This is a genomic window from Lysobacter terrae (assembly GCF_054782215.1).
In genome coordinates this window covers 1,015,653-1,041,610 of record NZ_BAAGSX010000001.1, presented here as the reverse complement: position 1 = coordinate 1,041,610, position 25,958 = coordinate 1,015,653, and the positions used below count along the sequence as shown (strand labels likewise).

Annotated in this window: 21 protein-coding genes and 2 pseudogenes; 16 read left to right on the top strand and 7 right to left on the bottom strand. The window is 66.3% G+C overall.

The annotated features are described in order from the left end of the window. Positions 1–46: 46 nt before the first annotated feature. From ACYVJ8_RS05020 to ACYVJ8_RS05000, 5 genes and pseudogenes are all read left to right on the top strand, one after another. Positions 47–2,029: a chemotaxis protein CheW gene (locus ACYVJ8_RS05020; RefSeq protein WP_460709901.1), complete on the top strand. Its 1,983-nt coding sequence runs from the start codon at positions 47–49 to the stop codon at positions 2,027–2,029. A 50-nt stretch (positions 2,030–2,079) separates the two neighbouring features. Further along, entirely contained in the window at positions 2,080–2,577 is a 498-nt protein-coding gene (locus ACYVJ8_RS05015) for a chemotaxis protein CheW (RefSeq protein WP_460709899.1), read from the top strand. Positions 2,578–2,812: 235 nt separating this feature from the next. Next, positions 2,813–3,691: pseudogene (locus ACYVJ8_RS05010) on the top strand (MCP four helix bundle domain-containing protein); the annotation flags it as partial. Continuing rightward, a pseudogene (locus tag ACYVJ8_RS05005) lies at positions 3,692–4,906 on the top strand (methyl-accepting chemotaxis protein); the annotation flags it as partial. A gap of 121 nt (positions 4,907–5,027) precedes the next feature. Continuing rightward, positions 5,028–5,393: a BON domain-containing protein gene (locus ACYVJ8_RS05000; RefSeq protein ID WP_460709897.1), complete on the top strand. Its 366-nt coding sequence runs from the start codon at positions 5,028–5,030 to the stop codon at positions 5,391–5,393. A 73-nt stretch (positions 5,394–5,466) separates the two neighbouring features. On the opposite strand, the gene ACYVJ8_RS04995 is transcribed toward ACYVJ8_RS05000, so the two are convergent. Beyond that, positions 5,467–5,775 (bottom strand): energy transducer TonB, encoded by a 309-nt coding sequence (locus ACYVJ8_RS04995; protein WP_460709895.1) that lies wholly within the window; start codon positions 5,773–5,775, stop codon positions 5,467–5,469. Positions 5,776–5,927: 152 nt separating this feature from the next. Continuing rightward, positions 5,928–6,239 carry an energy transducer TonB gene (locus ACYVJ8_RS04990; protein ID WP_460709893.1) on the bottom strand — a complete coding sequence of 104 codons (312 nt, stop codon included), beginning with the start codon at positions 6,237–6,239 and terminating at the stop codon, positions 5,928–5,930. Between the two features lie 155 nt (positions 6,240–6,394). Between ACYVJ8_RS04990 and ACYVJ8_RS04985 the strand changes: the two genes are divergently transcribed. The 8 genes from ACYVJ8_RS04985 to ACYVJ8_RS04950 all read left to right on the top strand — a co-directional run bounded on the left by ACYVJ8_RS04985 (position 6,395) and on the right by ACYVJ8_RS04950 (position 16,445). Next, a complete protein-coding gene (locus ACYVJ8_RS04985; protein ID WP_460709891.1) occupies positions 6,395–9,070 on the top strand; it encodes a methyl-accepting chemotaxis protein in 2,676 nt (891 codons plus the stop codon). Positions 9,071–9,079: 9 nt separating this feature from the next. Beyond that, entirely contained in the window at positions 9,080–9,982 is a 903-nt protein-coding gene (locus ACYVJ8_RS04980; RefSeq protein WP_460709889.1) for a CheR family methyltransferase, read from the top strand. Continuing rightward, the gene (cheD, locus tag ACYVJ8_RS04975; protein WP_460709887.1) at positions 9,969–10,577 is read left to right on the top strand and encodes a chemoreceptor glutamine deamidase CheD; all 609 of its coding nucleotides are present in this window, start codon (positions 9,969–9,971) and stop codon (positions 10,575–10,577) included. Before ACYVJ8_RS04980 ends, cheD begins: the two co-directional genes overlap by 14 nt. Position 10,578: 1 nt before the next feature. Then, entirely contained in the window at positions 10,579–11,628 is a 1,050-nt protein-coding gene (locus tag ACYVJ8_RS04970) for a protein-glutamate methylesterase/protein-glutamine glutaminase (RefSeq protein WP_460709885.1), read from the top strand. A gap of 55 nt (positions 11,629–11,683) precedes the next feature. Then, the gene (locus ACYVJ8_RS04965; protein ID WP_460709883.1) at positions 11,684–12,856 is read left to right on the top strand and encodes a methyl-accepting chemotaxis protein; all 1,173 of its coding nucleotides are present in this window, start codon (positions 11,684–11,686) and stop codon (positions 12,854–12,856) included. Between the two features lie 149 nt (positions 12,857–13,005). Continuing rightward, on the top strand, positions 13,006–14,829 hold the full coding sequence (locus tag ACYVJ8_RS04960) for a sensor histidine kinase (RefSeq protein WP_460709881.1): 1,824 nt from the start codon (positions 13,006–13,008) through the stop codon (positions 14,827–14,829). A 124-nt stretch (positions 14,830–14,953) separates the two neighbouring features. Beyond that, a complete protein-coding gene (locus ACYVJ8_RS04955; RefSeq protein WP_460709879.1) occupies positions 14,954–16,024 on the top strand; it encodes an HDOD domain-containing protein in 1,071 nt (356 codons plus the stop codon). 4 nt (positions 16,025–16,028) lie between these two features. Further along, on the top strand, positions 16,029–16,445 hold the full coding sequence (locus ACYVJ8_RS04950; RefSeq protein ID WP_460709877.1) for a hypothetical protein: 417 nt from the start codon (positions 16,029–16,031) through the stop codon (positions 16,443–16,445). Positions 16,446–16,846: 401 nt separating this feature from the next. Here ACYVJ8_RS04950 and ACYVJ8_RS04945 read toward each other — a convergent pair whose 3' ends face one another. Further along, a complete protein-coding gene (locus tag ACYVJ8_RS04945) occupies positions 16,847–17,773 on the bottom strand; it encodes a LysR substrate-binding domain-containing protein (protein WP_460709875.1) in 927 nt (308 codons plus the stop codon). Between the two features lie 172 nt (positions 17,774–17,945). On the opposite strand from ACYVJ8_RS04945, the gene ACYVJ8_RS04940 reads away from it, so the two are divergent. From ACYVJ8_RS04940 to ACYVJ8_RS04930, 3 genes are all read left to right on the top strand, one after another. Beyond that, complete coding sequence (locus ACYVJ8_RS04940) at positions 17,946–18,644, top strand: pirin family protein (protein ID WP_460709873.1); 699 nt, start codon at positions 17,946–17,948, stop codon at positions 18,642–18,644. Positions 18,645–18,677: 33 nt separating this feature from the next. Next, the gene (locus ACYVJ8_RS04935; RefSeq protein WP_460709871.1) at positions 18,678–19,067 is read left to right on the top strand and encodes a DoxX family protein; all 390 of its coding nucleotides are present in this window, start codon (positions 18,678–18,680) and stop codon (positions 19,065–19,067) included. A gap of 130 nt (positions 19,068–19,197) precedes the next feature. Beyond that, a complete protein-coding gene (locus ACYVJ8_RS04930; RefSeq protein ID WP_460709869.1) occupies positions 19,198–19,581 on the top strand; it encodes a response regulator in 384 nt (127 codons plus the stop codon). Positions 19,582–19,617: 36 nt separating this feature from the next. Here the strand turns inward: ACYVJ8_RS04930 and ACYVJ8_RS04925 are convergent, their stop codons facing one another. From ACYVJ8_RS04925 to ACYVJ8_RS04910, 4 genes are read right to left on the bottom strand one after another with little or no spacing between them, the layout of a single operon-like run. After that, positions 19,618–20,691: a right-handed parallel beta-helix repeat-containing protein gene (locus ACYVJ8_RS04925; RefSeq protein ID WP_460709867.1), complete on the bottom strand. Its 1,074-nt coding sequence runs from the start codon at positions 20,689–20,691 to the stop codon at positions 19,618–19,620. A gap of 3 nt (positions 20,692–20,694) precedes the next feature. Further along, a complete protein-coding gene (locus tag ACYVJ8_RS04920; RefSeq protein ID WP_460709865.1) occupies positions 20,695–22,185 on the bottom strand; it encodes an asparagine synthase-related protein in 1,491 nt (496 codons plus the stop codon). After that, on the bottom strand, positions 22,166–23,668 hold the full coding sequence (locus ACYVJ8_RS04915) for an asparagine synthase-related protein (protein WP_460709863.1): 1,503 nt from the start codon (positions 23,666–23,668) through the stop codon (positions 22,166–22,168). Before ACYVJ8_RS04915 ends, ACYVJ8_RS04920 begins: the two co-directional genes overlap by 20 nt. Before the next feature lie 27 nt (positions 23,669–23,695). Further along, positions 23,696–25,924 (bottom strand): polysaccharide biosynthesis tyrosine autokinase, encoded by a 2,229-nt coding sequence (locus tag ACYVJ8_RS04910; RefSeq protein ID WP_460709861.1) that lies wholly within the window; start codon positions 25,922–25,924, stop codon positions 23,696–23,698. Positions 25,925–25,958 lie beyond the last annotated feature (34 nt).

Genomic DNA, 25,958 nt, shown 5'->3' with positions numbered 1-25,958 from the left:
TCGCAGCCGCCTTTCCCGCTCCTAACTCCTTAGCCATTCCGCATCCATGGATATCACCCGCTTTCATGCCGCGTTCTTCGAAGAAAGCCGTGAAGGCCTGGACGCCATGGAGAGCGGCCTGCTGGCGATGGAATCCGGACGCAGCGACGCGGAAACCATCAACGTCATCTTCCGCGCGGCGCATTCGATCAAAGGGGGCGCAGCGACGTTCGGCTTCACCGCTGTCACCGACCTGACCCATCTGCTGGAAACGCTGCTCGATGAAGCGCGCAGCGGCCGCCGCGTACTGGACGGCGACGCGACCGGTGCGCTGCTGCAGTCGGTCGACGTGCTGCGTGGGCTGCTCGCCGGTTGCGAACACGGCGACGCGATCGACCAGGCCGCGCTCGCCCGCGTCCGCAGCGACCTGGAACGCCTGCTCTCCGGCGAAGCCAAGCCCGTCGCAGCAAAGTCGGAAATCATTGCCGCGCCGGCAACGGGCGACTGGCGCATCAGCTTCGCGCCCGCGCCTTCGCTCTTCATGAGCGGCAACGATCCGCTGCGCATCCTGCGCGAACTGTCCAGCCATGGCGAATTGGGCGTCACCTGTCTCGATCAGCGTCTGCCGAACTTCGAGCAGATGGATCCGTACGAGGCCTACCTGGCCTGGGATCTCACCCTGCCCGGCAGCGTGCCGCGCAGTGCGATCGACGAGACCTTCGCCTGGGTCGAGGACGAGTGCGAACTGTCGATCCAGACTTCGAGCGTCGCGGCCGTCGCCACCGCTCCGACACCGGAGATGCTGCCGGAGACACCATCAGGCGCCGCCGCTGAAGCCGACTCGGCGGCGCTCCGCCGCACCTCCGATCACGACAACTCGATCCGCGTCGCCGTCGGCAAGGTCGATGCGCTGATCAACCTGGTCGGCGAGTTGGTCATCACGCAGGCGATGCTGCGCCAGCGTTCCGAGCATCTGGACCCGGTCGCCAACGAGGCGCTGCTGTCGGGCCTTGTGCAGTTGGAGCGCAACACCCGCGACCTGCAGGAGTCGGTCATGGGCGTGCGCATGCTGCCGGTCGAATTCGCCTTCAGCCGCTTCCCACGGATGGTCCGCGATCTCGCCGGGCGTCTGGGCAAGAAAGTGCATCTGCGCACGTCGGGCGAAGCGACCGAACTGGACAAGGGCGTCATCGAAAAGATCGTCGATCCGCTGGTGCATCTGGTGCGCAACGCGATCGACCACGGCCTGGAACTGCCGGAAGAACGCCACGCCACCGGCAAGGACGAAACCGGAACCATCACGCTGACGGCCGCGCATCAGGGCGGCCATATCATCATCGAAATCGGCGACGACGGCCGCGGCCTGGATCGCGAACGCATCCTGCGCAAGGCCGCCGAGCGCAACCTGTTCGTGCCGGAGAATCCGTCCGACGCGCAGGTGTGGGACCTGGTTTTCGCGCCGGGCTTCTCCACCGCCGAAAAGCTGACCGACCTGTCCGGCCGCGGCGTCGGCATGGACGTGGTCCGCAAGAACATCACCGCACTGGGCGGCCAGGTCGAGATCCGCAGCCAGCAGGGCGCGGGTTCCACCATCTCGATCCGCCTGCCGCTGACCCTCGCCATCGTCGACGGCATGTCCGTCGCGGTAGGCGACGAGGTGTTCATCGTGCCGCTCAACGTTGTGGTCGAATCGCTCCAGCCCGTGGCATCCGACGTGCGCACCATCGCCGGCGAAGCCCGTGTGCTGCGCGTGCGCGAGGATTACCTGCCCTTGATCAACCTGGCCGAACAGTACGGCCTGTCTACCGCACGTCGCGAGGGCGAGAACGGGCATCCAATCGCCGTCGTGGTAGAGAGCGACGGCCGCCGCTTGGCGCTGGAAGTCGACGAGCTGCTCGGTCAGCACCAGGTCGTGGTGAAGAACCTCGAATCGAACTATCGACGGGTCCGTGGCGTGTCCGGTGCGACCATTCTCGGCGACGGCCGCGTCGCCCTGATCGTCGACGCGGCAGGGCTCGCGCAGATCCCGCGCCTGGCGGCCGCCGCCTGACGCCCACCCTCATTTCAACCATCACGCACCGCACGTCCGAGGAACCACCCATGTCCCACCCGCACTCCAGTTCACGCGGCTCTGCAGCAGAGGAAAGCAACAACGAGTTCCTCACCTTCGCCCTGGGTAGCGAGGAATACGGCGTCGACATCCTCAAGGTGAAGGAAATCCGCGGCTACGACGCGGTGACCCGCCTGCCCGACGCCCCCGACTACATCAAGGGCGTGATCAATCTGCGCGGCACCATCGTGCCGGTGATCGACATGCGCCTGAAGTTCCGCCTCGAGCGCGCCGAATACACCACGCTGACGGTGATGATCGTGCTCAACGTCGCCGACCGCGTCGTGGGCATGGTGGTCGACAGTGTCTCCGATGTGGTCCGTCTGCCCGACGAACAGATCCGCGCGGTGCCGGAAATCGGTGCGACCATCGATCGCCAGTTTCTCACCGGTATTGGCACGCTGGACGAACGTATGTTGATCCTGCTCGATATCGAGCGGTTGATGAGCAGCACCGAGATGGGGCTGGTGGTGGCGGAAGCGGCTTAGTCGGAAGCAAAGGCAGCTCGCTGCGCTCGCTCCCCCTCATCTGCCCTTCGGGCATCTTCTCCCCGCACGCGGGGAGAAGAAGGAGAAAAACACTTAATCGGCCGCCCAACGCGGCCGATTGCATTTTTTGTTGCAACGACCTGTTCAGAATCGCTGTCGGCCGCCGATCTACTAGACGCTCGGCACCTTGCAGGACGCAGTTGGTGTGCCATCCCCACTGATTCCGGAGCAAGTAATGCTGCAGAACCTCACCATCGGCCGGCGGCTCACGCTGGGCTTCGCCGCGCTCGCCGTACTCATCCTCGTCATGGGCGCCTTCGCGGCGCAGCGCATGGGCACCGCCCAGAACACCGTACGAACGCTGACGCAGGTGTCGGTGCCCTCGATTCGCGACCTCGGTCGATTGGCGACGCTGTTGGCGGAATACCGTGTGAGCGAACGTGGCCTGGTCGCCAGCTACCAGGACCCGGAGAAGGCCGCCGAGTACACCGGCGAACTCAAGGCCGGTGCGGAAGAGTTCGAGACGCTCGCCAGCAAGTACGCGGCCGAGATCGTCGATGCGCACGAGCGTGAGCTGTACACCGACGTGGAAGCCAAGGCCGCTCGCTATTTCGACAACAGCCGCCGCCTCGTCGAAGGATTGAAGGCCGGCGACATGGCACCGGCGAAACAGGCGGGCGATCTGCGCCAGGCGACCGCCGATGCCGTCGCGAAACTGCTGGACTACAACATCGTCCTGCTTAACCGCGGAGTGGCGGCGCAGGAGGCGGGCTATCGCTTCAACCTCTGGGCGATCGGCGCGATGCTGGCGATCGCCCTGGCCCTGGCGATCGCGTCGGCCGTCGTCATCACCCGCTCGATCGTGCGGCCGCTCGCCCAGGTCGTCGCCGTTGCGCAATCGGTCGCCCAAGGCCAGTTGGAGGTACGTATTCCGACTTCGGACCATAGCGAAATCGGGCATTTGGCCGGTGCCATGCGCGGGATGGTCGGCGTACTGCGCGACTACGCGGACGCGCAACGCGAGATGTTCGAGCAGCATGAGCTGGGCGAGATCGACCAGTGCATTCCGGTCGATCGCTTCCCCGGCGCCTATGCGCGCATGGCCGAGCAGACCAACGCGCTGGTGAGGTCGCACATCGATGCCATTCTGCACATCCTCGATGTGGTCGCCTCCTACGGACGCGGCGACCTGTCGCGCGACGTTGACCGCATGCCAGGCCGTAAGGCCGAGGCCACGGCGGCGGTGGACGCGGTCAAGGCCGGCATGCAGTCGATCAATGCCGAGATCAAGCATCTGGTCGACGCCGCCGTCGCCGGCGACTTCTCCCTGCGCGGCGATGCGACGCGGTTCGATTTCTTCTATCGCGAGCTGATCGAAAGCCTCAACACGCTCATGGCGACCGCGGACGAGGGTGTGACGGAAGTCGGCTCGCTGCTGTCGGCGCTGGCGGCGGGCGATCTGTCGCAGCGGATCGACACTGCCCTGCCCGGCCGCTTCGGCCAGTTGGCCGGCGACGCGAACCGGACAGTGGCGCAGCTCACCGGCATCGTGGAACGCATCCGCACCGGCAGCGATGCGATCAGCACCGCTGCGGGCGAGATCGCGTCGGGCAACAATGACCTGTCGCAGCGCACCGAGCAGCAGGCGGCCTCGCTGGAGGAAACCGCCAGCTCCATGGAGGAACTCACCTCCACCGTGAAGCAGAACGCCGACAACGCGCGCCAGGCCAGCCAGCTGGCAAGCGGCGCGGCCGACGTCGCGCGCCAGGGCGGCGCTGTGGTCGGCCAGGTCGTGACCACGATGACTGCGATCCGCGAGTCTTCGCACAAGGTCGCCGACATCATCGGCGTGATCGACGGGATCGCCTTCCAAACCAACATTCTGGCGCTGAATGCCGCCGTGGAAGCCGCGCGCGCCGGGGAACAGGGCCGCGGCTTCGCCGTGGTCGCCGCCGAAGTGCGTTCGCTGGCGCAGCGTTCGGCCGGTGCCGCGAAGGAGATCAAACAGCTCATCACCGATTCGGTGAATCAGATCGGCGAAGGCTCCGCCTTGGCGGAGCGTGCAGGCCAGACCATGCACCAGGTCGTGACCGGTGTGCAGCGGATGACCGACATCATCGCCGACATTTCCGCGGCGTCGCAGGAGCAAAGCGCGGGAATCGAGCAGATCAACCACGCCATCACGCAGATGGACGAGGGCACGCAACAGAACGCCGCACTGGTGGAGGAAGCCTCGGCCGCGGCACGCAGCCTGGAACAACAGGCGACTCAGCTAGTGGCGACAGTCGCGGCCTTCTCGCTGCGCCAGGATGCTGCTACGGCTCGTCGTCCCCGCTTCGCATCGGCTGTCGCAGCGCGGGCGGCCAACGATTGAGAGTTCACTCGGTTTTCGTAGCCCCTTCACCTGCTCTTATCCGTCGGCCTCCTAAGTTCGGACCGCCTTCGATCGGATGAGCAGGTGCAACATGAACACGACAAGACATACGGTCATCGCCGCGGCATTCGCGATCTCGATGTGCGCGCTGCCGGCTTATGCGCAGGGACAGGAACGCGAAGAACGGGATACGCCCGTCGAAAAGACGACCGCTGACGCGGCTGAACACGTCGGCGACGCCTGGATCACCACCAAGGTGAAGGCCGACCTGATGGCCACCAAAGGCGTTTCGGGTACCGCGATCGACGTCGACACGAAGGATGGCGTCGTAACCTTGAACGGCACGGTCGCTTCGCGCGCCGAGGCGGACAAGGCGGTCGCCGTGGCCAAGAGCATCCACGGCGTGACCACGGTGAAGTCCAAGCTGAAGATTGCGCCTTAGCCGAAAATGGCCAGGCGGATGCGATGAAGGCGACGCAGTTGCGTCGCCTTCTGCGTTCACGATATGGCTGGCGTCACAGCTTGAAGTCGAGCCGCACCTTGCCGCGGCTCTCGCCGCCGGGCGCGAACTGCCACTGCTTGAGCGCCTTGACCGCGGCGCCTTCGAACGTACGCGCCGGCCTCGCATTCACGACGGAGACCGAAGCGACCTTGCCGGCAGGATCGACGGTGAATTCGAGTTCGACGAAGCCGACCGTGCCGGCCCTAACCGCCTCAGGCGGATACGTGGGATCGACGCGCTTGATCGGATTGAGCTCGGCGTGGGCCGGTGCGGCAAGCACCAGCGCCAGTGCCGCAGCAGCGGCGAGAAGCGGATGACGCATGGCTGAGGTCTCCTGGGCAAAGGGACGCGCGATTAGCGCGCGTCATTACCGGCATCGGCCTCTTGCGCAGAATCTTTAACTGGCGCCCAAAACGAAACAGGCGCGCCGTCGCCGGCGCGCCTGTCTGGTTCAGCGGACCCGTGGACTAAGGATTACAGCGCGAAGTCCAGACGCACCTTGCCACGGCCATCGGCGCCGGCGGCGAATTCCCACTGCTTCACGGCCTTCACGGCCGCGCTTTCGAACGTACGCGCCGGCTTGGCGTTGACCACCGAGACGCTGGAAACCTTGCCAGCGGCGTCGACGGTGTACTCGACTTCGACGAAGCCGGTGGTTCCGGCACGCGCGGCTTCAGGCGGGTAGACCGGATTCACGCGCTTGACCGGCTTGAGTTCGGCATGGGCCGACATCGGCAGGATCAGGGCGATCGCGGTGGCGAGGACAAGAGATACGGGGCGACGCATCGTTGCAGACTCCAGGGTGGGTGCAGGGTTGGAGCCCCTGGGATCGGCCGGCGACGGCAATTCTTTAGGGGCGGCCCTATCTAAAGTTTCGCGGCCTCGCGCCGATTCCTGGGGTGTCGACCCATTCCGGGTCCGTTCGTCGCCCCGAGGTCATCATGTCCGTTCGCTCCACGTCCTCCCTACTCGATCGCTTGCTCGCGCCGTCCATCGCGCTGATGGCGCGATTGCGTTTCGGACAGAAGGCCTTGCTGATCGGCGCCAGCTTCACCCTGACCTGCGCGGTTCTTACGGGCATGATCCTGGTGCGCGCGAACGACGAGCTCGACAGCGTCCACCAGCAGTTCGCTGCCACCGGTGGCCTCGCGAAACTGCACAGCGCCGTGCTCGCCATGCAGGAGCACGAACAACTGGTGGTCCGCCAGATCGCCAAGGACAGCGTCGATGCCTCGGCGCTGAGCCATTCGGCCACCGCCGCTTCACAGGCGCTGGATGCATTGGATGCCTGGCACAAACAGGCGCTGCCCGACGCGCCGCTGCAGGCGCCGTTGCAGGCCGCGCGCGCCGCATGGGAGAAGGCCACGGCCGACCACACCGATGCGGCGGTCGCCGTCGCCGATCATTCGGCGGCGATCGACAAGGTCAACGAACTGATGGCAATGGTCTATCAGCGCAGCGGTCTCGACCTCGCATCCGACCCCAGCGTCTACTACACCGGCCGCGCCGCGGCCGAATGGGTTCCCACGCTGAGCGAATCGGTGGCGCAGCAGAGCCTCGTCGGCATCCGCGTGCTGGGCGAAGGCGCGATCTGGGTGGACGATCGCACCGGCCTGGCGGTTTCCAAGAGCATGCAGCAGTTCGTCGGTGGCCGCATCCAGGCCGATCTGAAAAAGGCTGAAATCGGCATGCCCGCGCTGGAGCGCAGCTTCGGCCAGCCGATGCGCGCCGCGCTCGCTTCGATGGACAAGCAGAACGCCCTGATCCAGAAGCACATCCTCGACGCGGACACACCCTCGCTGCCGGTGAAGGTGATGGCCGCGCGCGCCGAGGCTTCGCGCCTCGCGTTCGGCGCGGCGCTGAGCGCCTCGAACCGCTCGCTCACGAAAGCGGCGCAGGCCGAAATCGGCCGCCTGAAGCGCCGTTCGTTGTTTACCTCGCTGGCTGCCGGTCTGGCCCTGCTACTGTCCGGTTACCTGTTCGTCGGCTTCACCCGCGGCACGCGCAGCGCGCTGCAGACGATCGAAGCCAGCGCGGCCCGGGTCGGCCGCGGCGAATTCCCCGACACCATCCGCGTCGACACCCAGGATGAGCTGCACGAGATCGCGCGCAGCCTGGAACGCGCCGTCGGCACGTTGCGCGACTTCGCGCGAGCGCAGAGCGAAGTGTTCGAAGCGCACCAGAACGGCGAGATCGACGATCGCCTGGACGCCAGCGCCTTCCCCGGCTCCTTCGGCGTGATGGCCAACGATATCAACACGCTCGTCGCCTCGCACATCGCGGTGAAGATGCGTGTGATCGAAATCGTCAGCGGGTACGCACGCGGCGATCTTTCCGCCGACATCGAACGCATGCCCGGCAAGAAGGCGCAGATCACCGCCGCCGTGGATTCGGTCAAGGCCGGCATGCAGGCGGTCAATGCCGAGATCAAGGGTTTGGTGGATGCGGCCTGCGCGGGCGACTTCAGCCATCGCGGCGATGCGCAGCGCTTCGAGTTCGTCTATCGCGAGATGGTCGAAGGCCTGAACACGCTGATGGCCAGCGCCGACCGCGGCTTGAATGAGGTCGGCACGCTGCTGGCGGCCGTGTCGCAGGGCGACCTGACGCGCGAAGCCGACGCCAACCTGCCGGGCCGTTTCGGCAACCTGGCGGAAGACGCCAATGGCACCGTGCGCCACCTGGCGCAGGTGGTCGGCCAGATCCGCCTGGGCAGCGATGCGATCAGCACCGCCGCCGGCGAGATCGCTTCCGGCAACAACGATCTGTCGCAGCGCACCGAGCAGCAGGCGGCCTCGCTGGAGGAAACCGCCAGCTCGATGGAAGAACTCACCTCCACCGTGAAGCAGAACGCCGACAACGCGCGCCAGGCCAACCAGCTCGCGATCGGTGCCGTCGACGTAGCCGCGCAGGGCGGCGAAGTGGTCGGCAAGGTAGTGCAAACGATGACCGCCATCCACGAGTCCTCGCGCAAGGTCGCCGACATCATCAGCGTGATCGACGGCATCGCCTTCCAGACCAACATCCTCGCGCTGAATGCCGCGGTGGAAGCTGCGCGTGCCGGCGAACAGGGCCGCGGCTTCGCCGTGGTCGCCGCCGAAGTGCGCTCGCTGGCGCAGCGCTCGGCCGGTGCGGCCAAGGAGATCAAGCAGCTCATCACCGATTCGGTCGACAAGGTCGAACAGGGTAATGTGCTGGTCGATCAGGCCGGCCGCACCATGGGCGAGATCGTCACCAGCATCAAGCGCGTGACAGACATCATCGCGGACATCTCCGCGGCGTCGCAGGAACAGAGCGCCGGCATCGAGCAGATCAACGTCGCCATCACCCAGATGGACGAAGGCACGCAGCAGAACGCCGCGCTGGTGGAAGAAGCCTCGGCCGCCGCGCGCAGTCTGGAACAGCAGTCCGAGCAGCTGGTGGAGACGGTGGCGGTGTTCCGCCTCGGCGACGAAGCACCTACCGCAAAAGTCCGCGCCGTCGAACAGCCCGTCGCTGCGCAGGCCGCCGCGCCCGCCGCGCTGCGTAAGCCTGCGGCCGTGCGGACTCGCCAGACGCGGAGCGCCCGCCCGGCTGCGGTCGCAGTGGCCGGCGGCGACTCGCATTGGCAGGAGTTCTGATCTTCCGCCATGGCTGAGGCGCTTTCCAACGCTGCAACGAACGCGCCCGAGCGCGCGTTCGTTTTCGAAGACCGCGACTTCCGCCGCGTCTGCAAGCTGATCCATGCCCATGCGGGCATCACCCTGCAGCCGCACAAGCGCGACATGGTCTACGGCCGCCTGGTGCGTCGCGTGCGGGCACTGGAACTGGAACGCTTCAGCGACTACCTCGACATCGTCGAGGACGATCCCGAAGCCGAAGTCCAGGCCTTCGTCAACGCGCTGACCACCAATCTCACCTCGTTCTTCCGCGAGGAGTACCACTTCACCGTACTCGCCGAGCAGTTGCGTCAGGCGCAATCCCGGCGCGAACGCGCCGGCGGCGCGCCCATGCTCATCTGGTGCTGCGCCGCCTCCACCGGCGAGGAGCCCTACTCCCTGGCGATCACCGCCTGCGAAGCCTTCGACACGCTCGCCCCGCCCGTGCGCATTCTCGCCACGGACATCGACACCAACGTGCTGCAGACCGCGGCGCGCGGCGTGTATCCGCTGGAACGCATCGATGGCCTCGATGCGCAGCGCAAGCGCCGGTTCTTCCAGCGCGGCACCGGGCCCAACGCCGGGCACTGCCGCGTGCGTCCGGAGTTGCAGGCATTGATCGAATTCCGGCCGCTCAACCTGTTGGCCACGGACTACGGTCTGCACAGCCGCTACACGGCGGTGTTCTGCCGCAACGTGATGATCTATTTCGACAAGCCGACGCAGTACAAGGTGCTGCAGCGGATCGTGCCCGTACTGGAGCCGGAAGGACGGTTGTACGCCGGCCATTCCGAGAGCTTCCACCACGCGGGGGATCTGGTGAGCCCGTGCGGCCGCACCGTCTATCGCAGCGCCATGCAGCTGAAGGAAACCGCCTCCCATGCTCCAGGTTAGGCAACCGCCCGCAGCTGCTCATCGACAGATAGAGGGCAGTTACTACGACTCGGCCTTGCAGACCGAAGCGATCCGCCTGTTGCCGGCCGACTACGTCGCGACCGATCAGCCGGTCGCGCTGGTGACATTGCTCGGCTCATGCGTCGCTGCCTGTCTTTACGACTCCATGCTCGCGATCGGCGGCATGAACCACTTCATGCTGCCGGGCAACAGCAGCGACTCCACTTGCGCGCGCTACGGCATGAACGCGATGGAGCTGCTGATCAACGACCTGCTCAAGCGCGGCGCACGCCGCAACCGGCTGCAGGCCAAGGTCTTCGGCGGCGGCAATGTACTCAGCGGCTTCTACAGCGACCCCATCGGCACGCGCAATGCGCGCTTCGTCCTCGAATACCTGAGCGCGGAGAACATCCCGGTACGCGCGCAGGACCTGGGCGACATCCATGCACGCAAGGTCGGCTTCTTCCCGCAAACCGGACGCACCCTGGTAAAGCGCCTTCCGTCGACGCGCGACGACGGCATCGTCGATGTCGAGCGCGCGCTGTACGGCCGCCTTACCAAGGCCCCCGCCAGCGGCGGCGTGGAACTGTTCTGACATGTCCGGCAGGCCTGTCCGTGTGCTGGTGGTCGACGATTCGGCGCTGATCCGCAAGCTGATGACCGAGATCCTCGATGCCGATCCGGGCATCGAGGTCGTGGGCACCGCCTCGGATCCGTTCATCGCACGCGAGCGCATCAAGCAGTTGCTGCCAGACGTGCTCACGCTGGACGTGGAAATGCCGCGCATGGACGGCCTGACCTTCCTCGGCAACCTGATGCGCCTGCGCCCCATGCCGGTGGTGATGGTGTCGACGCTGACCGTCGCCGGAGCGCAGGTCACACTGGACGCGCTCGCATTGGGCGCCGTGGACTTCGTGGCCAAACCGCAACTCGACGTCGCGCGTGGACTCGGCGACTACGCCGCGCAGCTGATCGCCAAGGTCAAGCAGGCCGCGCACGCGCGCGTGACCAGCCAGCGGCCGTCGCGCCCGCCGGCGCCAAGCGAATACAACGGCCCCGTGGGCTACCGGACGACCGATCGCCTGATCGCGATCGGCGCGTCGGCCGGCGGTACCGAGGCAATCCGCGAGGTGCTCGAACGTATGCCGGCGGACGCACCCGCGACGGTGATCGCACAACACATCCCGGGCGCGTTCAGTGGCGCCTTCGCCGAGCGCTTGAACAAGCACAGCCGCATGACCGTGCTCGAGGTCCGCGAGGATCAACCCCTGCTGGTCGGTCACGCCTACGTCGCCACCGGCGGGCGCCATCTGCGCGTGGTGCGCAGCGGCGCACGCTGGCATGCGCAGCTGAGCGACGATGACCCGGTACGCGGCCATCGCCCCAGCGTGGACGTACTGTTCGAATCGGTGGCCCGCCACGCCGGCCCCAACGCCAGCGCGGCCCTGCTGACCGGCATGGGCGACGACGGTGCACGCGGCCTGCTCGGCCTGCGCCATGCCGGCGCGTTCACACTCGCGCAGGACAAGGCCACCAGCGTCGTGTGGGGCATGCCCGGCGCCGCCGTCGCGCTCGGCGCGGCGGAAGAAGTGCTGCCGCTGGAAGAAGTCGCAAATCGCCTGCTTTCCACGAGCATTCGTGGCTAAAGCGCGCGCCGCACCGGCCGTTATCGAGGGCGAACCGCTCACCTCGAGATAGACGATGGATTCGCGTGTACTGATCCGCATCGCTGCACCGCTGGCACTGACCCTGACCCTGGTCTGCGCCGAGGCCTTCGCGCTGCCCGCGCCCGTGCGCTGGGGCAGCCTGGTGGCCATGACGCTGGCCTGGCTCGGCTTCGGCTGGTACGCCATGCGCCCTTCCAACCCGGCGGCGCTCAAGGAGCAGACCCGGGTACTCGGCGAACTGCGCTCGTTCATCAACGCCGAAGTACAAGGCTCGCGCGTCGAGATCGAACGCACCCGCGAACTGATCCGCGAATCGGTCGGCAAGCTCGGCGGCAGCTTCGAAGCGGTCAACCGCCAGTCGCGCGTGCAGAACGACGTCATCTCGCGGATCGTCGACCGTCGCGCCGGCGACCACAGTGCCGGCGCCGACGTGCACCAGTTTGCCGTGCAGGCCAGCCAGAAGATGGAGCAACTGGTCGAAGCACTGGAAGCCGTCAGCGGCCAGAGCGGCACCACGGTCACCCATATCGACGCGATGGCCGAGCATCTGGACGGCATCTTCGCCTTGCTCGAAGACGTCAAGTCCATCGCTGATCAGACCAACCTGCTTGCGCTGAACGCGGCGATCGAAGCTGCGCGTGCCGGCGAAGCCGGTCGCGGCTTCGCGGTGGTCGCCGACGAGGTGCGCAACCTCTCCGAACGCTCCACCGCCTTCAACGAGCAGATCCGCAAGCTGGCGCACAGCTCCAAGGACGCGATTTCGCGCGTCCGCGACACGGTCAGCCAGATGGCCTCGCGCGATCTCGACCGCTCCCGCGGCGCTCGCGCCGAAGCCGCGGCCATGCTCGAACGCGTCGACGGCATCAACCGCGGCCTGGGCAACGGCATGCGCGAAATCGCCGAGTGCGGCCGCGCGATCGATTCGTCCGTGGCCGACGCGGTGCGCTCGCTTCAGTTCGAGGACATCGCCACCCAGGCACTGGGCGCGGCCAATGTGCACCTGGACCGTCTGAGTGCGATCAACCGCGAAGCTTCGTCGCTGCAGGATCTGCTGCACCGCACCGGTGGACGGGCCGGCAACGAACTGCAGAGCGCCCTGGTGCAACTGGGCCAGCGCATCGCGCAGATGCGCGCCGAATGGGAGCGTCCGCCGCACAAGCCGGTGATGCAGCAATCGATGGATGCAGGCAGCGTCGAATTGTTCTGAGCCTTCGCAGCGGTATCACGAAACTAAAGGCCGGCGCCAAAGTGCCGGCCTTTTCGCTTGGTGCGGCAGGTGGATGGCTCATCATGCCCGTCGAGGCCGTTGACCATCGACGGGTTGCGACTCGAAACGCGCGCGGTTAGCGTTGCGCGATGGCGCAGGATCCAGTCAAGGAAGTGGGACCGTCCGGTAGCCGTCGCGATCGGCGCCGGGCGCTGTTCCGGGATTTTTCCCAGCTGCTGGCCATCGCGGTCGCGCTTCCCGTATTGGCTATCGCTGCCCTGCACCTGTGGCAAAGCGGCGACGCCGCGCGCGAGCAGTACGGAACCCGCCTGGCCGACATCGCCCGCGCCCGTGCCCGCGAGATCGACGCCTTCGTCCAGATGCATACGGCGGTGCTGCAGTTCCTCGCGGATCGCCGCACCGCGGCCGGCGATGTCCGCAACGAAACGCTCTGGGCGCAAGACCTGCAGCGCGTGCACCGCTACTACCCGGATTTCCAGACCGTGGCGCTGATCGACGCGAACGGTGCGCTGGTACTGACGGATCCGGCGGCGCCGCGGGCGCGCGGCGCCTCGGTGGCGGATCGTTCCTACTACCGCGAGCCCCGACGCACCGGACTGCCGCAGGTGTCCGATGCCTATCGCGGCCGCGTCACCAGCGAGATTCCATCGATCGCGGTGTCGGTCCCCTACTTCTCCGAGCGAAAGTTTGCCGGTGTTCTCGCTGGCGCGATCCGCATCGATGCCTTCCCTGCCCTGCGCAGCCATGCAGGCCAGCCGGGCGATTTCGAGATGCTGCTGGTGGACCGCAACCACACCGTCATCGCCGGCACCCAGGGCCTGCCCTATAGCTCGCTCGACGTGCTGCGCGCGGATGGACTGGGCGCGTCCTTGTATCGACTCGAATCCCTGGGTAACAGCACCCGCATGCAGCACGTTCCCAAGGTGCTGCGCGGCGGCGGCGATGCCTACGCGGTCGTCACGGCCCTGCGCAACGGCTGGCACCTGATGGTGCTCGTCCCGCAGAGCACGGTCGTCGCCGATGTGCGCCGCCACGCTGCGGTGACCGTGGGACTGCTCGCACTCGTCCTGGCCGGCGCGCTGGCGGTGACCGGGTTGCATCTGAAATGGCTGGGCGTCTATGTCCGCGATCTGCTCGATCGCATGCAGCGCTTCGCCCTGGACAGCGAGGCGCTGCCCGCATCGCCCGAGAGCCTGCCGGTGGAACTGGCCCCCGTCGCCGAAGCCCTCAACCGGCTGGCGGCCCGTGCGCATCATGCTTACGAAGAGGTCAATTCGAGCCTGGCCGAACAGCGGCGCCTGCGCGAGGAGCTGCAGGACATGGCGCGCAACCTCATCACCATCCAGGAAAACGAACGCCGCACGCTGTCGCGCGAACTGCACGACGATATCGGCCAGGCCATCACCGCGATCAAGCTGGGCGCCATGGCGGTGCGGGACGAATCCGAGCCGGAGCGCCAGCGCGAAATCCTCGACGAGATCGTGGCGATCACCGACCAGACGGTGGCCAAGCTGCGCAATCTGTCGATGCTTCTGCGGCCGCCGCAACTAGATACGCTGGGCCTGGAAACCGCGTTGCGCTGGCAGGCCGGCACACTGTTCCGCTCGAGCACTCCGCAGTTGGAAATGCAACTCGACGCCCTGCCGGAACGCCCCGACCCCGCCGTGGAACTCGCCTGCTTCCGCATCGCCCAGGAAGCATTGACGAACATCCTGCGCCATTCCAAGGCGACGCATGTACGCCTGACCCTGGCAGCGGATGCGGCTGCAGAAAATCTGCTGCTGGCCGTTACCGACGATGGACTCGGCTTCAGGCCCGATCAGGTTCGTGGTCTGGGCCTGGTGACCATGCGCGAACGCGCGCAACAGCTCGGCGGTTCGCTGCACATCGACACGCTACCGGGCCAGGGCACCCGCGTCAGTCTGGTCCTGCCCCTACGCAAAGCCGGCTAACCCGAGAGCAACGCTGCACCAAACGTGCGCTGGTTGGCAGTTCTGCAACTTCGGCTATTAAGAATCCGGCGCTTGTTGCCGCTATCCCTCCTGTACACCTCATCTGGCACAGGAAGGAGAGCCCGTGTTCATCCTGGTGGTAAGCACCGACGGCGAAAGCGCCGAAGCAGTCCGACGAGAACTGGCCGACCAAGGGCTGGATTGGAAACTGGAATGGACGAACGACGCTTCGGTCGCGTTGTCCAGCCCTGAAGCTCCTGACGTTCTGGTGTGCGCAGAACAAGTCGGCGACTTCAGCGGCCTTGGCGTGTTGGCCCAGTTGCGCGTGCGCTATCCCGAGACCATGCGCATTCTGCTGACTGCGCCCACCGACCAGGGCGGTTCCACGCATGCATTGGAAGTCGCGCAGCGCGTGTTGCCCGATCCCTTGGATGCGCTGGAACTGATCGATGCCGTCGAGAGCGCGGTCGAGCTGCGCGCGCTGCTGGATGATCCGGCGCTGAAACAGGCCATCGGCCGCGTGGGTTCGCTGCCCACGGCTCCCAATCGCTACCTCGCGCTGACCCGGCTCTTGCGGGATCCGGAAGTCAGCGCCGTCCGCATCGCCGGGCTCATCGGCGAAGACCCGGCGCTGACCGCGCAGGTGCTGCGCATGACCAACTCCGCCTATTACTCCGCCGGCCGCGAGATCACGGATTTGCGCACGGCGGTCACGCGCCTGGGCCAGAGTGCGTTGCGCCAGTTGGTGCTGGCGAGCGAAGTGTTCTTCGTGGGTTCGCATTCCGCCGCGGCGAAGGGCATGCGCGAGCGTGCGCTGCAGATTTCGCGCCTGGCATCGGAGGTGCTGGCCGGGCCGAGTGCCGATCTGGCTGCAACGGCGGGCCTGCTTGCCGAAGTCGGTCTGCTCTTGCCGCAGTCGGCGCATGTCGACGCGGCGGGCAATTCGATTCCACACAACGCAGCCGGTGCTTATCTGCTGGGTCTGTGGGGCTTGCCGCCGCCGATCGTCGAGGCCGTCGCGTTCTATACGGCGCCATCGCGCATTCGCGGTTTCTGGGTCACCGGCGCGGTGCACGTCGCCACGGCGTTGGTGAACGGCACGGAGGTGGATGAGGGTTATCTGCGCCGCGTCGGCCAGTTCGAGCAACTCGCACGCTGGCGTGCTCTCGCCAGCGAACGCGCCGAAGCGGCATAAGCCTATGTCGAAGCTCACCGGCATCATCGCGGGGCTGCTTCTGGCCGTGGCATGCGGCTATGCGTTCGCGCAGAGCGCAAGCTTCGGGCTGTCGCTGCGCGTGCTGCCCAAACACACCGGTCCCGTAGGCGATCCGCCTGCGGAGTTGCCGATCCCACCGCAGGCACGGCGCCTGCCGCCCGCCCGCGATGCCACGCGTTTGCTTTACGCGGGAAGCGCTGGCGATGCACGGCGCTTCTACGAAACCACGTTGCCGGATCTGGGCTTCTATCTGACGGCGCAGAAGATCGATAGCGTGGTGTGGGAGCGGGACGATGTTCGTGCGGAGCTGTTGTTCTATCCGGTCGTGGGTGCGCAGGACGCGACCGGCATCATCGTCACGATGCGGCCGCGGTTAGCTGCAGAAAGCGCGGCACGCTGATTCCCCTCGCCCCGCTTGCGGGGAGAGGGACAGCGTCGCGCTAGCGACGCAGGGTGAGGGGACGTGGCGTCACGATCCCGGCGCGGGCAGGCGATGCCGGTGGGCACATCTCGGGCGCGTTGGCAAAAAGCGAAAGCAACTCGCTGCGCTCGCCCCCTCATCTGCCCTTCGGGCATCTTCTCCCCGCATGCGGGGAGAAGAAGAGCGTTGACGCCGAAGCGGCGATCACAACGCTCGCGGTCAGCGCTGCCCGATGGGATGGGGGTGCGGAGAGCGGACCAGGATGGTCCGCGGCCCCGACTAAAGACAGGGATGCCGTCCGGAGGGGCGGAGCACCCCCATCCCGTCGGGTAGCGCGTCCTACCGAAGCCGACGCTTTTGCCAAGCCAATGCCACAAGGGTCACAACAACCCGCTGCACGACAGCGAAAACAGTCGATCGAGCGTACCGCGCTCGCGCACCCGTTCGATCCACCATTTCAGTGCCTGCCCCATCTCTTCCGAACGCCAGGCTAGATAGAAGGTCTCGTCCGGCTTCGGCTCCTCCACTTGCTTGATCACCAGCTCGCCGCGCGCCACTGCGTAGCGAACATACGGTTCGGGGAGAAAACCGAAACCGATGCCCAGGCGCTGCAGCTCGTATTTGCTGCGTATGTCCGGGACCGTGATCGCGTCCTGTCCGAACAATAGGCCCACGGTACGCGGGGAGAGCTTGCGCGCCGAATCGGCGCCGACCACGGCGCGGTGCGCCTGCAATTGCGCGCGACTGAGCGGCTTGCGCGATTTCGCCAACGGGTGCTGCGGTGCCACTGCGAAGACGAAGGACACCGCCCCCATCGGCTCGGCGATGTACCCACCGCCGGAAGGTCCCTCGCCCGCCGCGCCAATCAGCAAGTCCACGCGCCGGTCCAGCAACGACTCCCACGTCCCGGTCAGCGTGTCCTGTGCGATGCGCAGGCGCGTGCGATCGGCGACGGCATAGAACGCCTCGATGTCGGCATGCAAGGCCGCCGGCGAGAACATTGAATCCAGGCCGATCGCGAATTCGGTTTCCCATCCCGAGGCCACGCGGCGCACGCGGTGTTCCAGATCCTGCGCGGCCTTGAGCAGGTAGCGGCCTTCCTTCAGCAGTTCCTGTCCGGCCGCGGTGAGCGCGACCTTGGGGCCGAGGCGATCGAACACCAGCACGCCCAGATCCTCTTCGAGCTTGGCGACGGTGTAGGAAATCGTCGAAGGCACCTTGTGCAGTTCCTTGCCCGCCGCTGCGAACGAGCCGCGGCGGTCGATGGCGTCCAGGATCTGCAGGGCGTCCAGGCTGAGGCGGAGCATTCGGCTCTCCATGTTCGAAATTATCGATGATATGACGGGAAACTATCCGCTTTTTGTTGCCGGATCGGGCCCGCATACTTTGCCCAAGCCGGAATTGACTGGATTCCATCTAGCCAAATATCCCGCCGGCGACATTCGACATATTCGCACATAGCTGCGATTGGAGCTTAAAATGATCCAGATCCGTAAGAGCGAAGAGCGGGGCCGCGCCGAACACGGCTGGCTGAGCTCCCGCCACACATTCTCGTTCGCCGAATACCGCGATCCCCGCCACATGGGCTTCGGCCCGCTGCGGGTGATCAACGAAGACAAGGTCCGCGGCGGGCAGGGTTTCGGCACGCACGGCCATCAGGACATGGAGATCATCTCCTACGTCCTGTCCGGTGCGCTGGAGCACAAGGACAGCATGGGCAACGGCTCGGTGCTGCGGCCGGGCGACGTGCAGCGCATGAGCGCCGGTACCGGCGTGCGCCACAGCGAGTTCAACCACTCGCCCGACGAATCGGTGCACTTCCTGCAGATCTGGATCTTCCCGGACCAGGCCGGCCATGCGCCGGGCTACGAGGAAAAGCACTTCGATGCGGCCTCCAAGCGCGGACAACTGCGCCTGGTGGTCTCGCCCGACGGACGCGACGGCTCGCTGCGCATGAACCAGGACGCGTTCCTCTACGCCGCCCTGCTGGATGGCGAAGAACGCGTCGAACACGCGCTCGCGGAAGGCCGCCAGGGCTACGTGCACGTCGCCCGCGGTACGGTCACCGTCAATGGCATCGAGCTGAAGGCCGGTGATGCGTTGCAGATCCAACAGCAGCCGCTGATCACGCTCGAGCGCGGTACCGACGCCGAAATCCTGCTCTTCGACCTGCCGTAAGCAGGCCACCACTACTCATCTGGAGAAACAGTCATGAACGCTTTGAACAAACTCCGCTATCCCCTCGCCCGCGCATCGCTAGGCGCGATCTTCTTCATCATGGGCCTGACCAAGATCCTCGGCTTCGCCGGCGTCGCGGGCTGGATGGCCAGCTCCGGCGTGCCGTTCGCGAAATTGCTGCTGGTCGTCACCATCGTCATCGAAGTCGGCGGCGGGCTGCTGCTCATCATCGGCAAGCAGACGCGCTGGGCCGCCCTGACACTTGCCGCCTTCGTGGTGCCGGTGACGCTGGTGTTCCACGCGTTCTGGAACGCGGATGCAGCCGGCTTTCAGGACCAGCTGACGCACTTCCTCAAGAACCTGGCGATCTTCGGCGGCCTGCTGCTGCTCGCCGGACCGGCACGCGAAGCCGCGAAAGCGTGATGTTCCCTCGCGGATTGCGCCTCTACAGGCGCAATCCGCAGTGCCTCGTCAGTGCGGCGACGCCATCTGCCCACGCGACCATGACATCCGCAGCGGCACACTAAGCTCTCGTCGCACTCGAGCACACGTAATGGATCAAGCAAGCACCGGTAATCACCTTCCCGGCAATCTGCTCATCGTCGAAGACGAAAAACTGCTGGCTCTGATGCTGGAAGATCTCCTGCTGGACGCCGGCCATCACGTGGTGCATGCCGGCTCCGTAACGGATGCGCTCGCGCTGGTCGAACACCAGCAATTCGATGCTGCCATCCTCGACATCAACATCGGCGGCCAGGAAGTATTCCCCGTGGCCGTCCGCCTGCGCGAATTGCAGACACCCTTCGTGTTCGCCTCGGCCAGCGATGCCGATCGGATGGGGCCGGAGTTCCGCGAGGAGCAGCTGATCGCCAAGCCCTACACCATTGTCCAGCTGCAGCAGTCGCTGGAACGCATGCTCTCCACGCGAGAACACTAAGCTCAACCGGAACACCACCCTGTTCATCTCGTCGAATCAATCGTACTGATTCGACGAGATCGCGTTGTCCTGCGAATCATACCCCAGCTGGACATGCACGCGAGCGGCTCGGCGGGCCTGCGGCGACAAGCGCAGGTCGCTGTTGTTGCCGGAGAAGCGGTTGGCTTCGACCCGGAAGCCGTGGGTCTTTCCGCGCAGGGCCACGCCCGCGTGACGATTGTTGCGGACCGTGTTGCCGGCGATCACACCCTCCTCCGCCGCGACCGTATAGATGCCGTAGCCGTTGGCTTCGATCGTGCAGTCACGGACCTCGACGTTACCGGCCCGATTGTAGATTTGGATGCCGCCGCCGCGATTGCCGGAGATCCGGCAGCGCTCGATGACGACATCGTCGGCGCGACCCGGGCGGTCCGGTTCGATGTCGATGCCGTATTCGGGCTTGGTCCCTTGGGTATCGCTGAATTCGGAATCGAACACCCGCACGCGCCGCGAGCGGCCGATGGTCAGGCCTTGCCTGCGGTTGCCACGGCAGCGCACGTTGTCGATAAGAACGTCGGTGGAGGGACGCCCCTCTTCGCCCGTCTTGGCCAGGCCGCCGATCGATATGCCATCGCCCCAGCAGCGGGAAATCGTGATGTTGCGGACGGTGACATGCGACGAGCCGCGGATCATCAGGCCGTGGCCCCACTCGCCAGCGCTGCCCAGGTGCGCGTCGCGTTCGCCTTGGATTTGGCCGCCGGAGACGTCCACGTCGACGGCGCCTTCCACCAGCAGCACATAGGCACGCGCCGCCGCGTTCGGCTTGGCGACCAGCACCGCGTCGGGCGCCATGCGCAAGGCGGTGTGGCTGCGCAAACGCACGCTGCGCTCCGGATCGATCAGGTAGCGCCCCCGCGGCACCTCGACCGTGCCCTGCGCCTTCGCCGCCTGATCGATGGCCGCCTGGAAAGCGTCCGTATCGTCATGAACGCCGTCGCCGCGCGCACCGGCTTCGAGCACGCTGATGCTGCTGGACGCCGAGGCCAACGTCTCCATCAATGGCTGCGTGAGCAACATGCCCCCGAGCGACAGCCGCAACAGCGCCCGCCTGCCCGTATTCGCTTGCGTCATCCCTCAGCCTCCTCCGCCATGCTGCTCGATCCAGGGCATGACGACGGCCAGCAGGTAGAACTTCGACGCGTGATACTTGTTGTCGAGGCGATGGCGATTGTGCTCCAGCCACTCCACCGCGCCAGGCAGGATGCCGCGCACGCGTCCGGCCAGGTCGTGAACGAGCTCGAAGCGCGACTGCGCCAGGCCGCACAGATCGAAACGGAAGCTGCCCTTGCGCGCGACGTACGGCAATTGCTCGAAGCGGGTCGCGATATGGTCGCGCACCAGCACCTTGTTGGCGCGGGTGATCGGATCCACCAGCAGTTCGCTCGGCACTTCCCGATAGACCCAGTCGCGCAGGTCGTTGTCGCAGAACGGATACGCCGGCCGCATACCCAACGCACTGCTGCTCAGCAAGCCTTTGGCGAAGCCGCCCGCCGAGCCGGCGACCGACATCGCGATCGCGAACCACTCGTCCACCGTGTGCGCGGAAGCCAGCTCGTCCTGGTACAGCTCGAGCCGCTCGCGCGAATGCTCGGCAATGGGTCGCCCGAACAGCTCGTCGACTTCCTGGTCGGTGAAGCGCGAGCCCGGGAATGCGCGCTCGATGCGCTCCATCTGCAAGGTCGACAGTACATAACACAAGGCGAAGTTGCCCTCGACGAACGGCAGCGTCGCCAGGAAGCTCGGCAGGCGCCAGCCGCGCGCCAGGCTCGACAGCAGGCGATGCGTCCGATCGACCGTAAGGCCGAAATAGGAGTCCGAACCCATGCCGTCGATGACGCCATCGCCGCCGGACTGGGCAATCTCGGTCACCAGGTCGACATAGGACAGCAGCGCGAAGTCGGCCGTAAGCAAGGGCATGCGCGGCACGATCGCCAGGTAGCGGTCGTAGGCGCGCGCCGGATCGCAGATGAGGGTCTCGTGGCGCAGCCCGAGCTTGCGCGCGACGTAACTGGCCGAGGCGACCTCGTCCTCCTCCGGCCCGCCCAGATAGGTGATGCACGTCGTCTCGGGGCGCACCTCGGAGGCGGCGATCGCCAGCGGCGTGGAATCCTTGCCGCCGCTTTGCAGCAGCCACGGTGCGCGGATGTCGCCGCACGAGCGCGCCAGCGCGCCGCACAGCAGACGATGGTACTCGCCCACCCAGTCCTGATCGTCGCGGCGCGACACGCGGTTCTTGTTGACGTCGCGGAAGCGGTAGCGGAACTCCGGCTGGTTGTGCATGTCCTGCAGCGGGCTGAAGCCGAACGTCACCACCTTGACGTCTTCGTACACCGAGTGCGGCGGATAGACGAAGCCATTGCGCAGCAAGTCCGCGACCGACACGCGATCGATGCGCCGCCGCGGGCCGTACTCCAGGGTCGAGAAATCCGGCCGCCCGTAATACGGCGACATCGTGATCTGCAGCCGCGGCCGCGAGGAGCGCGGCGGATCATCCATGCTTGCCGGCGGCGCGGCGGACGCCTCGCCGGAAAAGCCGATCGCAGGATCATGGAAATTGGCGTGCATCGTTCCCTCGTGCGATAACCCACGGCAGGATCACTGCCAGCAGATAGAACTTTGATGCGTGGTACTTGTTGTCCAAACGGTGGCGGTTGCGTTCGAGCCAGCGTGCGGCCCCGGGCAACAGTGCACTCGCCTGCTCCGCGAGCGCATGCACCTGCTCGAAGCGCGCCTTCGCCAATCCGCGCAGGTCGAAACGGAAACTGCCCTTGCGCGACACGTACGGCAGATCGTTGAAGCGCGTGGCGATGTGCTGGCGCACCAGCACCTTGTTGTCGTTCGTGGTCGGGTCCAGCAGCAGTTCGCGCGGCACTTCGCGGTGCACCCATTCACGCAGGCGGGTGTTGCAGAACGGATACGCCGCCCGCAAGCCCATCGCGTCCAGGGTGTAGAGACCTTTCGCGAACGCCGCCGCGCCGCCGGAGATGGACGCCACCATCGCGCGCCATTCGTTCGGTGTCTCGGCCGATTCCAGCTCGGTCTGGAAGGTCGCGAGCCGGCCGCGCGACAGATGCGACACCTCGCGGCCCAGCAGTTCGTCGACCTCCGCATCGCTGAAGCGCGACCCCGGGAACAGCCGCTCCACCCGCGTCATCTCCAGGCTCGACAAGACGAAGCACGCCAGGAAGCTGCGATCGACCAGGGGCAGCTCGGTCAGCGCGAACGGCAGCCGCAGGCCGCGCGCCAGCGCCGCCAGCACGCGCTGCTGATGCTGCAACGCCATGCCGAAGTACCAGTCGGAGCCAAGGCCGTCGATGACGCCGTCGCCGCCGCCGGCCGCGATCTCGGTGGCCAGGTCGACATAGGAGAGCAACGCGAAGTCGGCGGTCAGCAGCGGCATCTGCGGCGCGATCGCGACGTAACGGTCGTAGGCGCGGCCCGGGTCGCACACCAGTGACTCGTGGCGCAGGCCCAGCGTCTGCGCGATGAGGCGCGCGGAAGCGACTTCGTCCTCTTCGCGCCCACCCAGATACGTGATGCAGACGGTGTCGGGACGCGCTTCCGCCGCCGCGATGGCCAGGGTCGTCGAGTCCTTGCCGCCGCTCTGCAGCAGCCAGGGCGCACGCATGTCGACACAGGACTCGGTGACGGCGTCGCACAGCAGGCGGTGGTAGGTGCCCACCCAATCCTGTGCATCGCCGTCTTGGTGCCGGTTGCGGTCGCGATCGCGGAACAGGAAGCGGAAATTCGGCGCGGCCCGCATGTCGGTCTTCGCATCGAAGCCCGGCGTTACCAGCTTGACCTCCTCCAGGATGGAGTGCGGCGGGTACACGAAACTGTTGCGCAGCAGATCCGCGACCGACACCACGTCGATGCGCCCTGCCCGCCTGCTGGCGAGCGAGGAAAGATCGGGAGTGCCGGCGTACGGAGACGTTTCGATCTGTTCGTGTCGGGCGTCGTCGCGGCGTGCGCCCGCGAACGAGTCCGACGCCGTGGCGACTGCGTCGTCACGTCCGTCGTCGGCAATCCTGGCGATCGGTCTTGGCATTCCATCCTCCATGGATGCGCTGCGCGGTCAGGCGGCGCGCAGCGGTTCTTCGTAGCTGTACACGTAGTGGCCGGCGCTGCGTGCGCTTCCCTTCTGCACGCCGTTGACGATCGCGCCCTTGACCTCCACGCCGTTTTGTTCGAGGCGTTGCTTGGCCATCGCGATCTCGCGCGACTGGTTCACGCCGTAGCGCACCACCAGCAGACTCGTGCCTGCGTGCTGGCCGATGACGGCCGCATCGGTGACCGCCAATACCGGCGGGGTGTCGATGATGACCAGGTCATAGCGCGATTCCAGCTGACGCAGCAGCGAACCGAAATTGGCATGCATCAGCAGCTCGGACGGATTCGGCGGAATGCGACCGCGCGAGACGAACGACAGGTTGTCGGTGCCGCCGACGCGGCGGATCGCGTCCTCGATGGAGATCTGCCCGGAAATCAGCTCGGACAGGCCATCCTCGGCGCGAACGCCGAGCACGCGATGCAAGGTGCCGCGGCGCATGTCGGCGTCGATCAGCAGCACGCGCTGGCCGGCCTGCGCGATGGTCACTGCCAGGTTCGAGCAGACGAACGACTTGCCGACGCCCGGGCTCGGACCGGCGATCATCAGCAGGTTGTTGCGGGTCTCCATGCGCGCGAAGTGCAGGCTGGTGCGCAGGCTGCGCAGCGCCTCCATCGCCATGTCGGACGGCGCGCGCAGGGCCAGCAAGCGCGGCCGTGTGCCGGGGCGAGCGGACTGGATACGCGGCGATTCGACGCGTTCCTTCTGGCTGAGCATGATCGAGGCGTAGACCGGCAGGCCGAGGCGTTCGATTTCGGCCGGATCCTGCACGCCGCGGTTGAACATCTGGCGTACGAATACCCAGGCGATCATCAGCAAGGCGCCCAGCGCGGTCGCACCGAGCACCAGCGGCACCTTCTTCGGCCACACCGGGTTGAGGCGGTCCACCGCCGGAGCGTCGATCACGAAGGCATTACCGATCGCGCTGGCCCGGGCGATGTCGAGTTGCTGCGCTTCGTTCAACAGATTGGTGTAGGTCTGGTTGCTGACCTCCACGTCGCGAGTGAGGCGGAACAGACCGCGCTGGATGTCCGGCATCGCACCCAGTTGGCCGCGCAGCCGCGCCTTCTCATGTTCGAGCTCGCCGAGCTGCTGCATGATCGCCCGCGCGGCCGGATGCGCCGAAGTGAACTTGCTGTTGATGTCGGCCTGCTGGATCTTGAGCTGGGCGATGCTGTTGGACAGCGCCGTGGTCTGGGCGAGAATCGCGCCCGTCTGCTGGCTCACGTCGACGGCCTGGTTGCGACTCTGGAACTCCTGCAGCGCGGCCTGCGCACGCTCCAGCTCCGTGCGCACCTTCGGCAGCTGTTCGTTGACGAACTGCAGCCGGTTCTTCGCTTCCGCGGAGGTGCGATCGACGTTCTGTTGCACGTAGGCCTGGGTGATCTTCTCCAGTACCCGTTCGGCCACCGTCGGGTCGGTGCTGTTGAAGCTCAGGCCGATGATGCCCGAGTCCTTGCCGCGCTCCACCGCCTCCAGCTGGCTGTAGAGATTCGTGATCGCGGTGAGCGGACTGCTCTTCTGCACGTCGAAGTACGTGCCCGGATTGGCGACCAGTTGATCCAGCCGCATGGTGATGCCGTTGCCCGCGGCGACCTCGCCGACGCGGCCTTCCAGCAACCGGCGTCCGCCGCCGTCGAACAAGGCATAGCGCTGCTCATCGCCGGCGACGAGCAGCAGCGGAACGTCCAGCAGCGGCTGCGGCAGATCCAGGCGCGCGATCTTCAACTGTTCGCCGCCCCAGCCATAGCGCGACAAGCCGAACCACGGGGAAGCGGCGCCGTTGCCGCGGTAGCTTCCGGCGAATATCTCGCCGAGCACCGGCAGCCGGCGCGGCTGCGCCTGGATGTCGAGCTGCAGGTCCTGCACCGCTTCGCCGATCACCCGGCGCGAGGTCATCAGCGGGACTTCGGTCGCCGCGTGCGGCGAGCCGGCCACCGGCTGCTGCATGCTCTGATCCTGGCCGGGCACGCTGGGACTGGAGCCCTCGATCTGGATCACCGCCGTCGCCTGGTAGACTGGCGTGGTGAACAGCACATAGATGACGCTCGCCAGCGCGAACAATGCGGTGCCGATCAGAATGGCCCACTTGTGATCGGACAGCAGGCCGAACAATGCCGGCATGTCCACGTCGTCCCCGCCACGCGTCTGCAGCGGTATCTGCGTGGTGGAATTGGAAAGCATGATGTCGTTCACGTACTACCTCCGGTTCTCCTGCTCGGATCCGCAC

What these genes read in the sequence shown, in the direction of transcription:
- ACYVJ8_RS05020 (WP_460709901.1), top strand. Translation starts at nt 47, where the DNA reads ATGGATATCACCCGCTTTCATGCCGCGTTCTTCGAAGAAAGCCGTGAA.
- ACYVJ8_RS05015 (WP_460709899.1), top strand. Translation starts at nt 2,080, where the DNA reads ATGTCCCACCCGCACTCCAGTTCACGCGGCTCTGCAGCAGAGGAAAGC.
- ACYVJ8_RS05000 (WP_460709897.1), top strand. Translation starts at nt 5,028, where the DNA reads ATGAGCAGGTGCAACATGAACACGACAAGACATACGGTCATCGCCGCG.
- ACYVJ8_RS04995 (WP_460709895.1), bottom strand. Translation starts at nt 5,775, where the DNA reads ATGCGTCATCCGCTTCTCGCCGCTGCTGCGGCACTGGCGCTGGTGCTT.
- ACYVJ8_RS04990 (WP_460709893.1), bottom strand. Translation starts at nt 6,239, where the DNA reads ATGCGTCGCCCCGTATCTCTTGTCCTCGCCACCGCGATCGCCCTGATC.
- ACYVJ8_RS04985 (WP_460709891.1), top strand. Translation starts at nt 6,395, where the DNA reads ATGTCCGTTCGCTCCACGTCCTCCCTACTCGATCGCTTGCTCGCGCCG.
- ACYVJ8_RS04980 (WP_460709889.1), top strand. Translation starts at nt 9,080, where the DNA reads ATGGCTGAGGCGCTTTCCAACGCTGCAACGAACGCGCCCGAGCGCGCG.
- cheD (WP_460709887.1), top strand. Translation starts at nt 9,969, where the DNA reads ATGCTCCAGGTTAGGCAACCGCCCGCAGCTGCTCATCGACAGATAGAG.
- ACYVJ8_RS04970 (WP_460709885.1), top strand. Translation starts at nt 10,579, where the DNA reads ATGTCCGGCAGGCCTGTCCGTGTGCTGGTGGTCGACGATTCGGCGCTG.
- ACYVJ8_RS04965 (WP_460709883.1), top strand. Translation starts at nt 11,684, where the DNA reads ATGGATTCGCGTGTACTGATCCGCATCGCTGCACCGCTGGCACTGACC.
- ACYVJ8_RS04960 (WP_460709881.1), top strand. Translation starts at nt 13,006, where the DNA reads ATGGCGCAGGATCCAGTCAAGGAAGTGGGACCGTCCGGTAGCCGTCGC.
- ACYVJ8_RS04950 (WP_460709877.1), top strand. Translation starts at nt 16,029, where the DNA reads ATGTCGAAGCTCACCGGCATCATCGCGGGGCTGCTTCTGGCCGTGGCA.
- ACYVJ8_RS04945 (WP_460709875.1), bottom strand. Translation starts at nt 17,773, where the DNA reads ATGCTCCGCCTCAGCCTGGACGCCCTGCAGATCCTGGACGCCATCGAC.
- ACYVJ8_RS04940 (WP_460709873.1), top strand. Translation starts at nt 17,946, where the DNA reads ATGATCCAGATCCGTAAGAGCGAAGAGCGGGGCCGCGCCGAACACGGC.
- ACYVJ8_RS04935 (WP_460709871.1), top strand. Translation starts at nt 18,678, where the DNA reads ATGAACGCTTTGAACAAACTCCGCTATCCCCTCGCCCGCGCATCGCTA.
- ACYVJ8_RS04930 (WP_460709869.1), top strand. Translation starts at nt 19,198, where the DNA reads ATGGATCAAGCAAGCACCGGTAATCACCTTCCCGGCAATCTGCTCATC.
- ACYVJ8_RS04925 (WP_460709867.1), bottom strand. Translation starts at nt 20,691, where the DNA reads ATGACGCAAGCGAATACGGGCAGGCGGGCGCTGTTGCGGCTGTCGCTC.
- ACYVJ8_RS04920 (WP_460709865.1), bottom strand. Translation starts at nt 22,185, where the DNA reads ATGCACGCCAATTTCCATGATCCTGCGATCGGCTTTTCCGGCGAGGCG.
- ACYVJ8_RS04915 (WP_460709863.1), bottom strand. Translation starts at nt 23,668, where the DNA reads ATGCCAAGACCGATCGCCAGGATTGCCGACGACGGACGTGACGACGCA.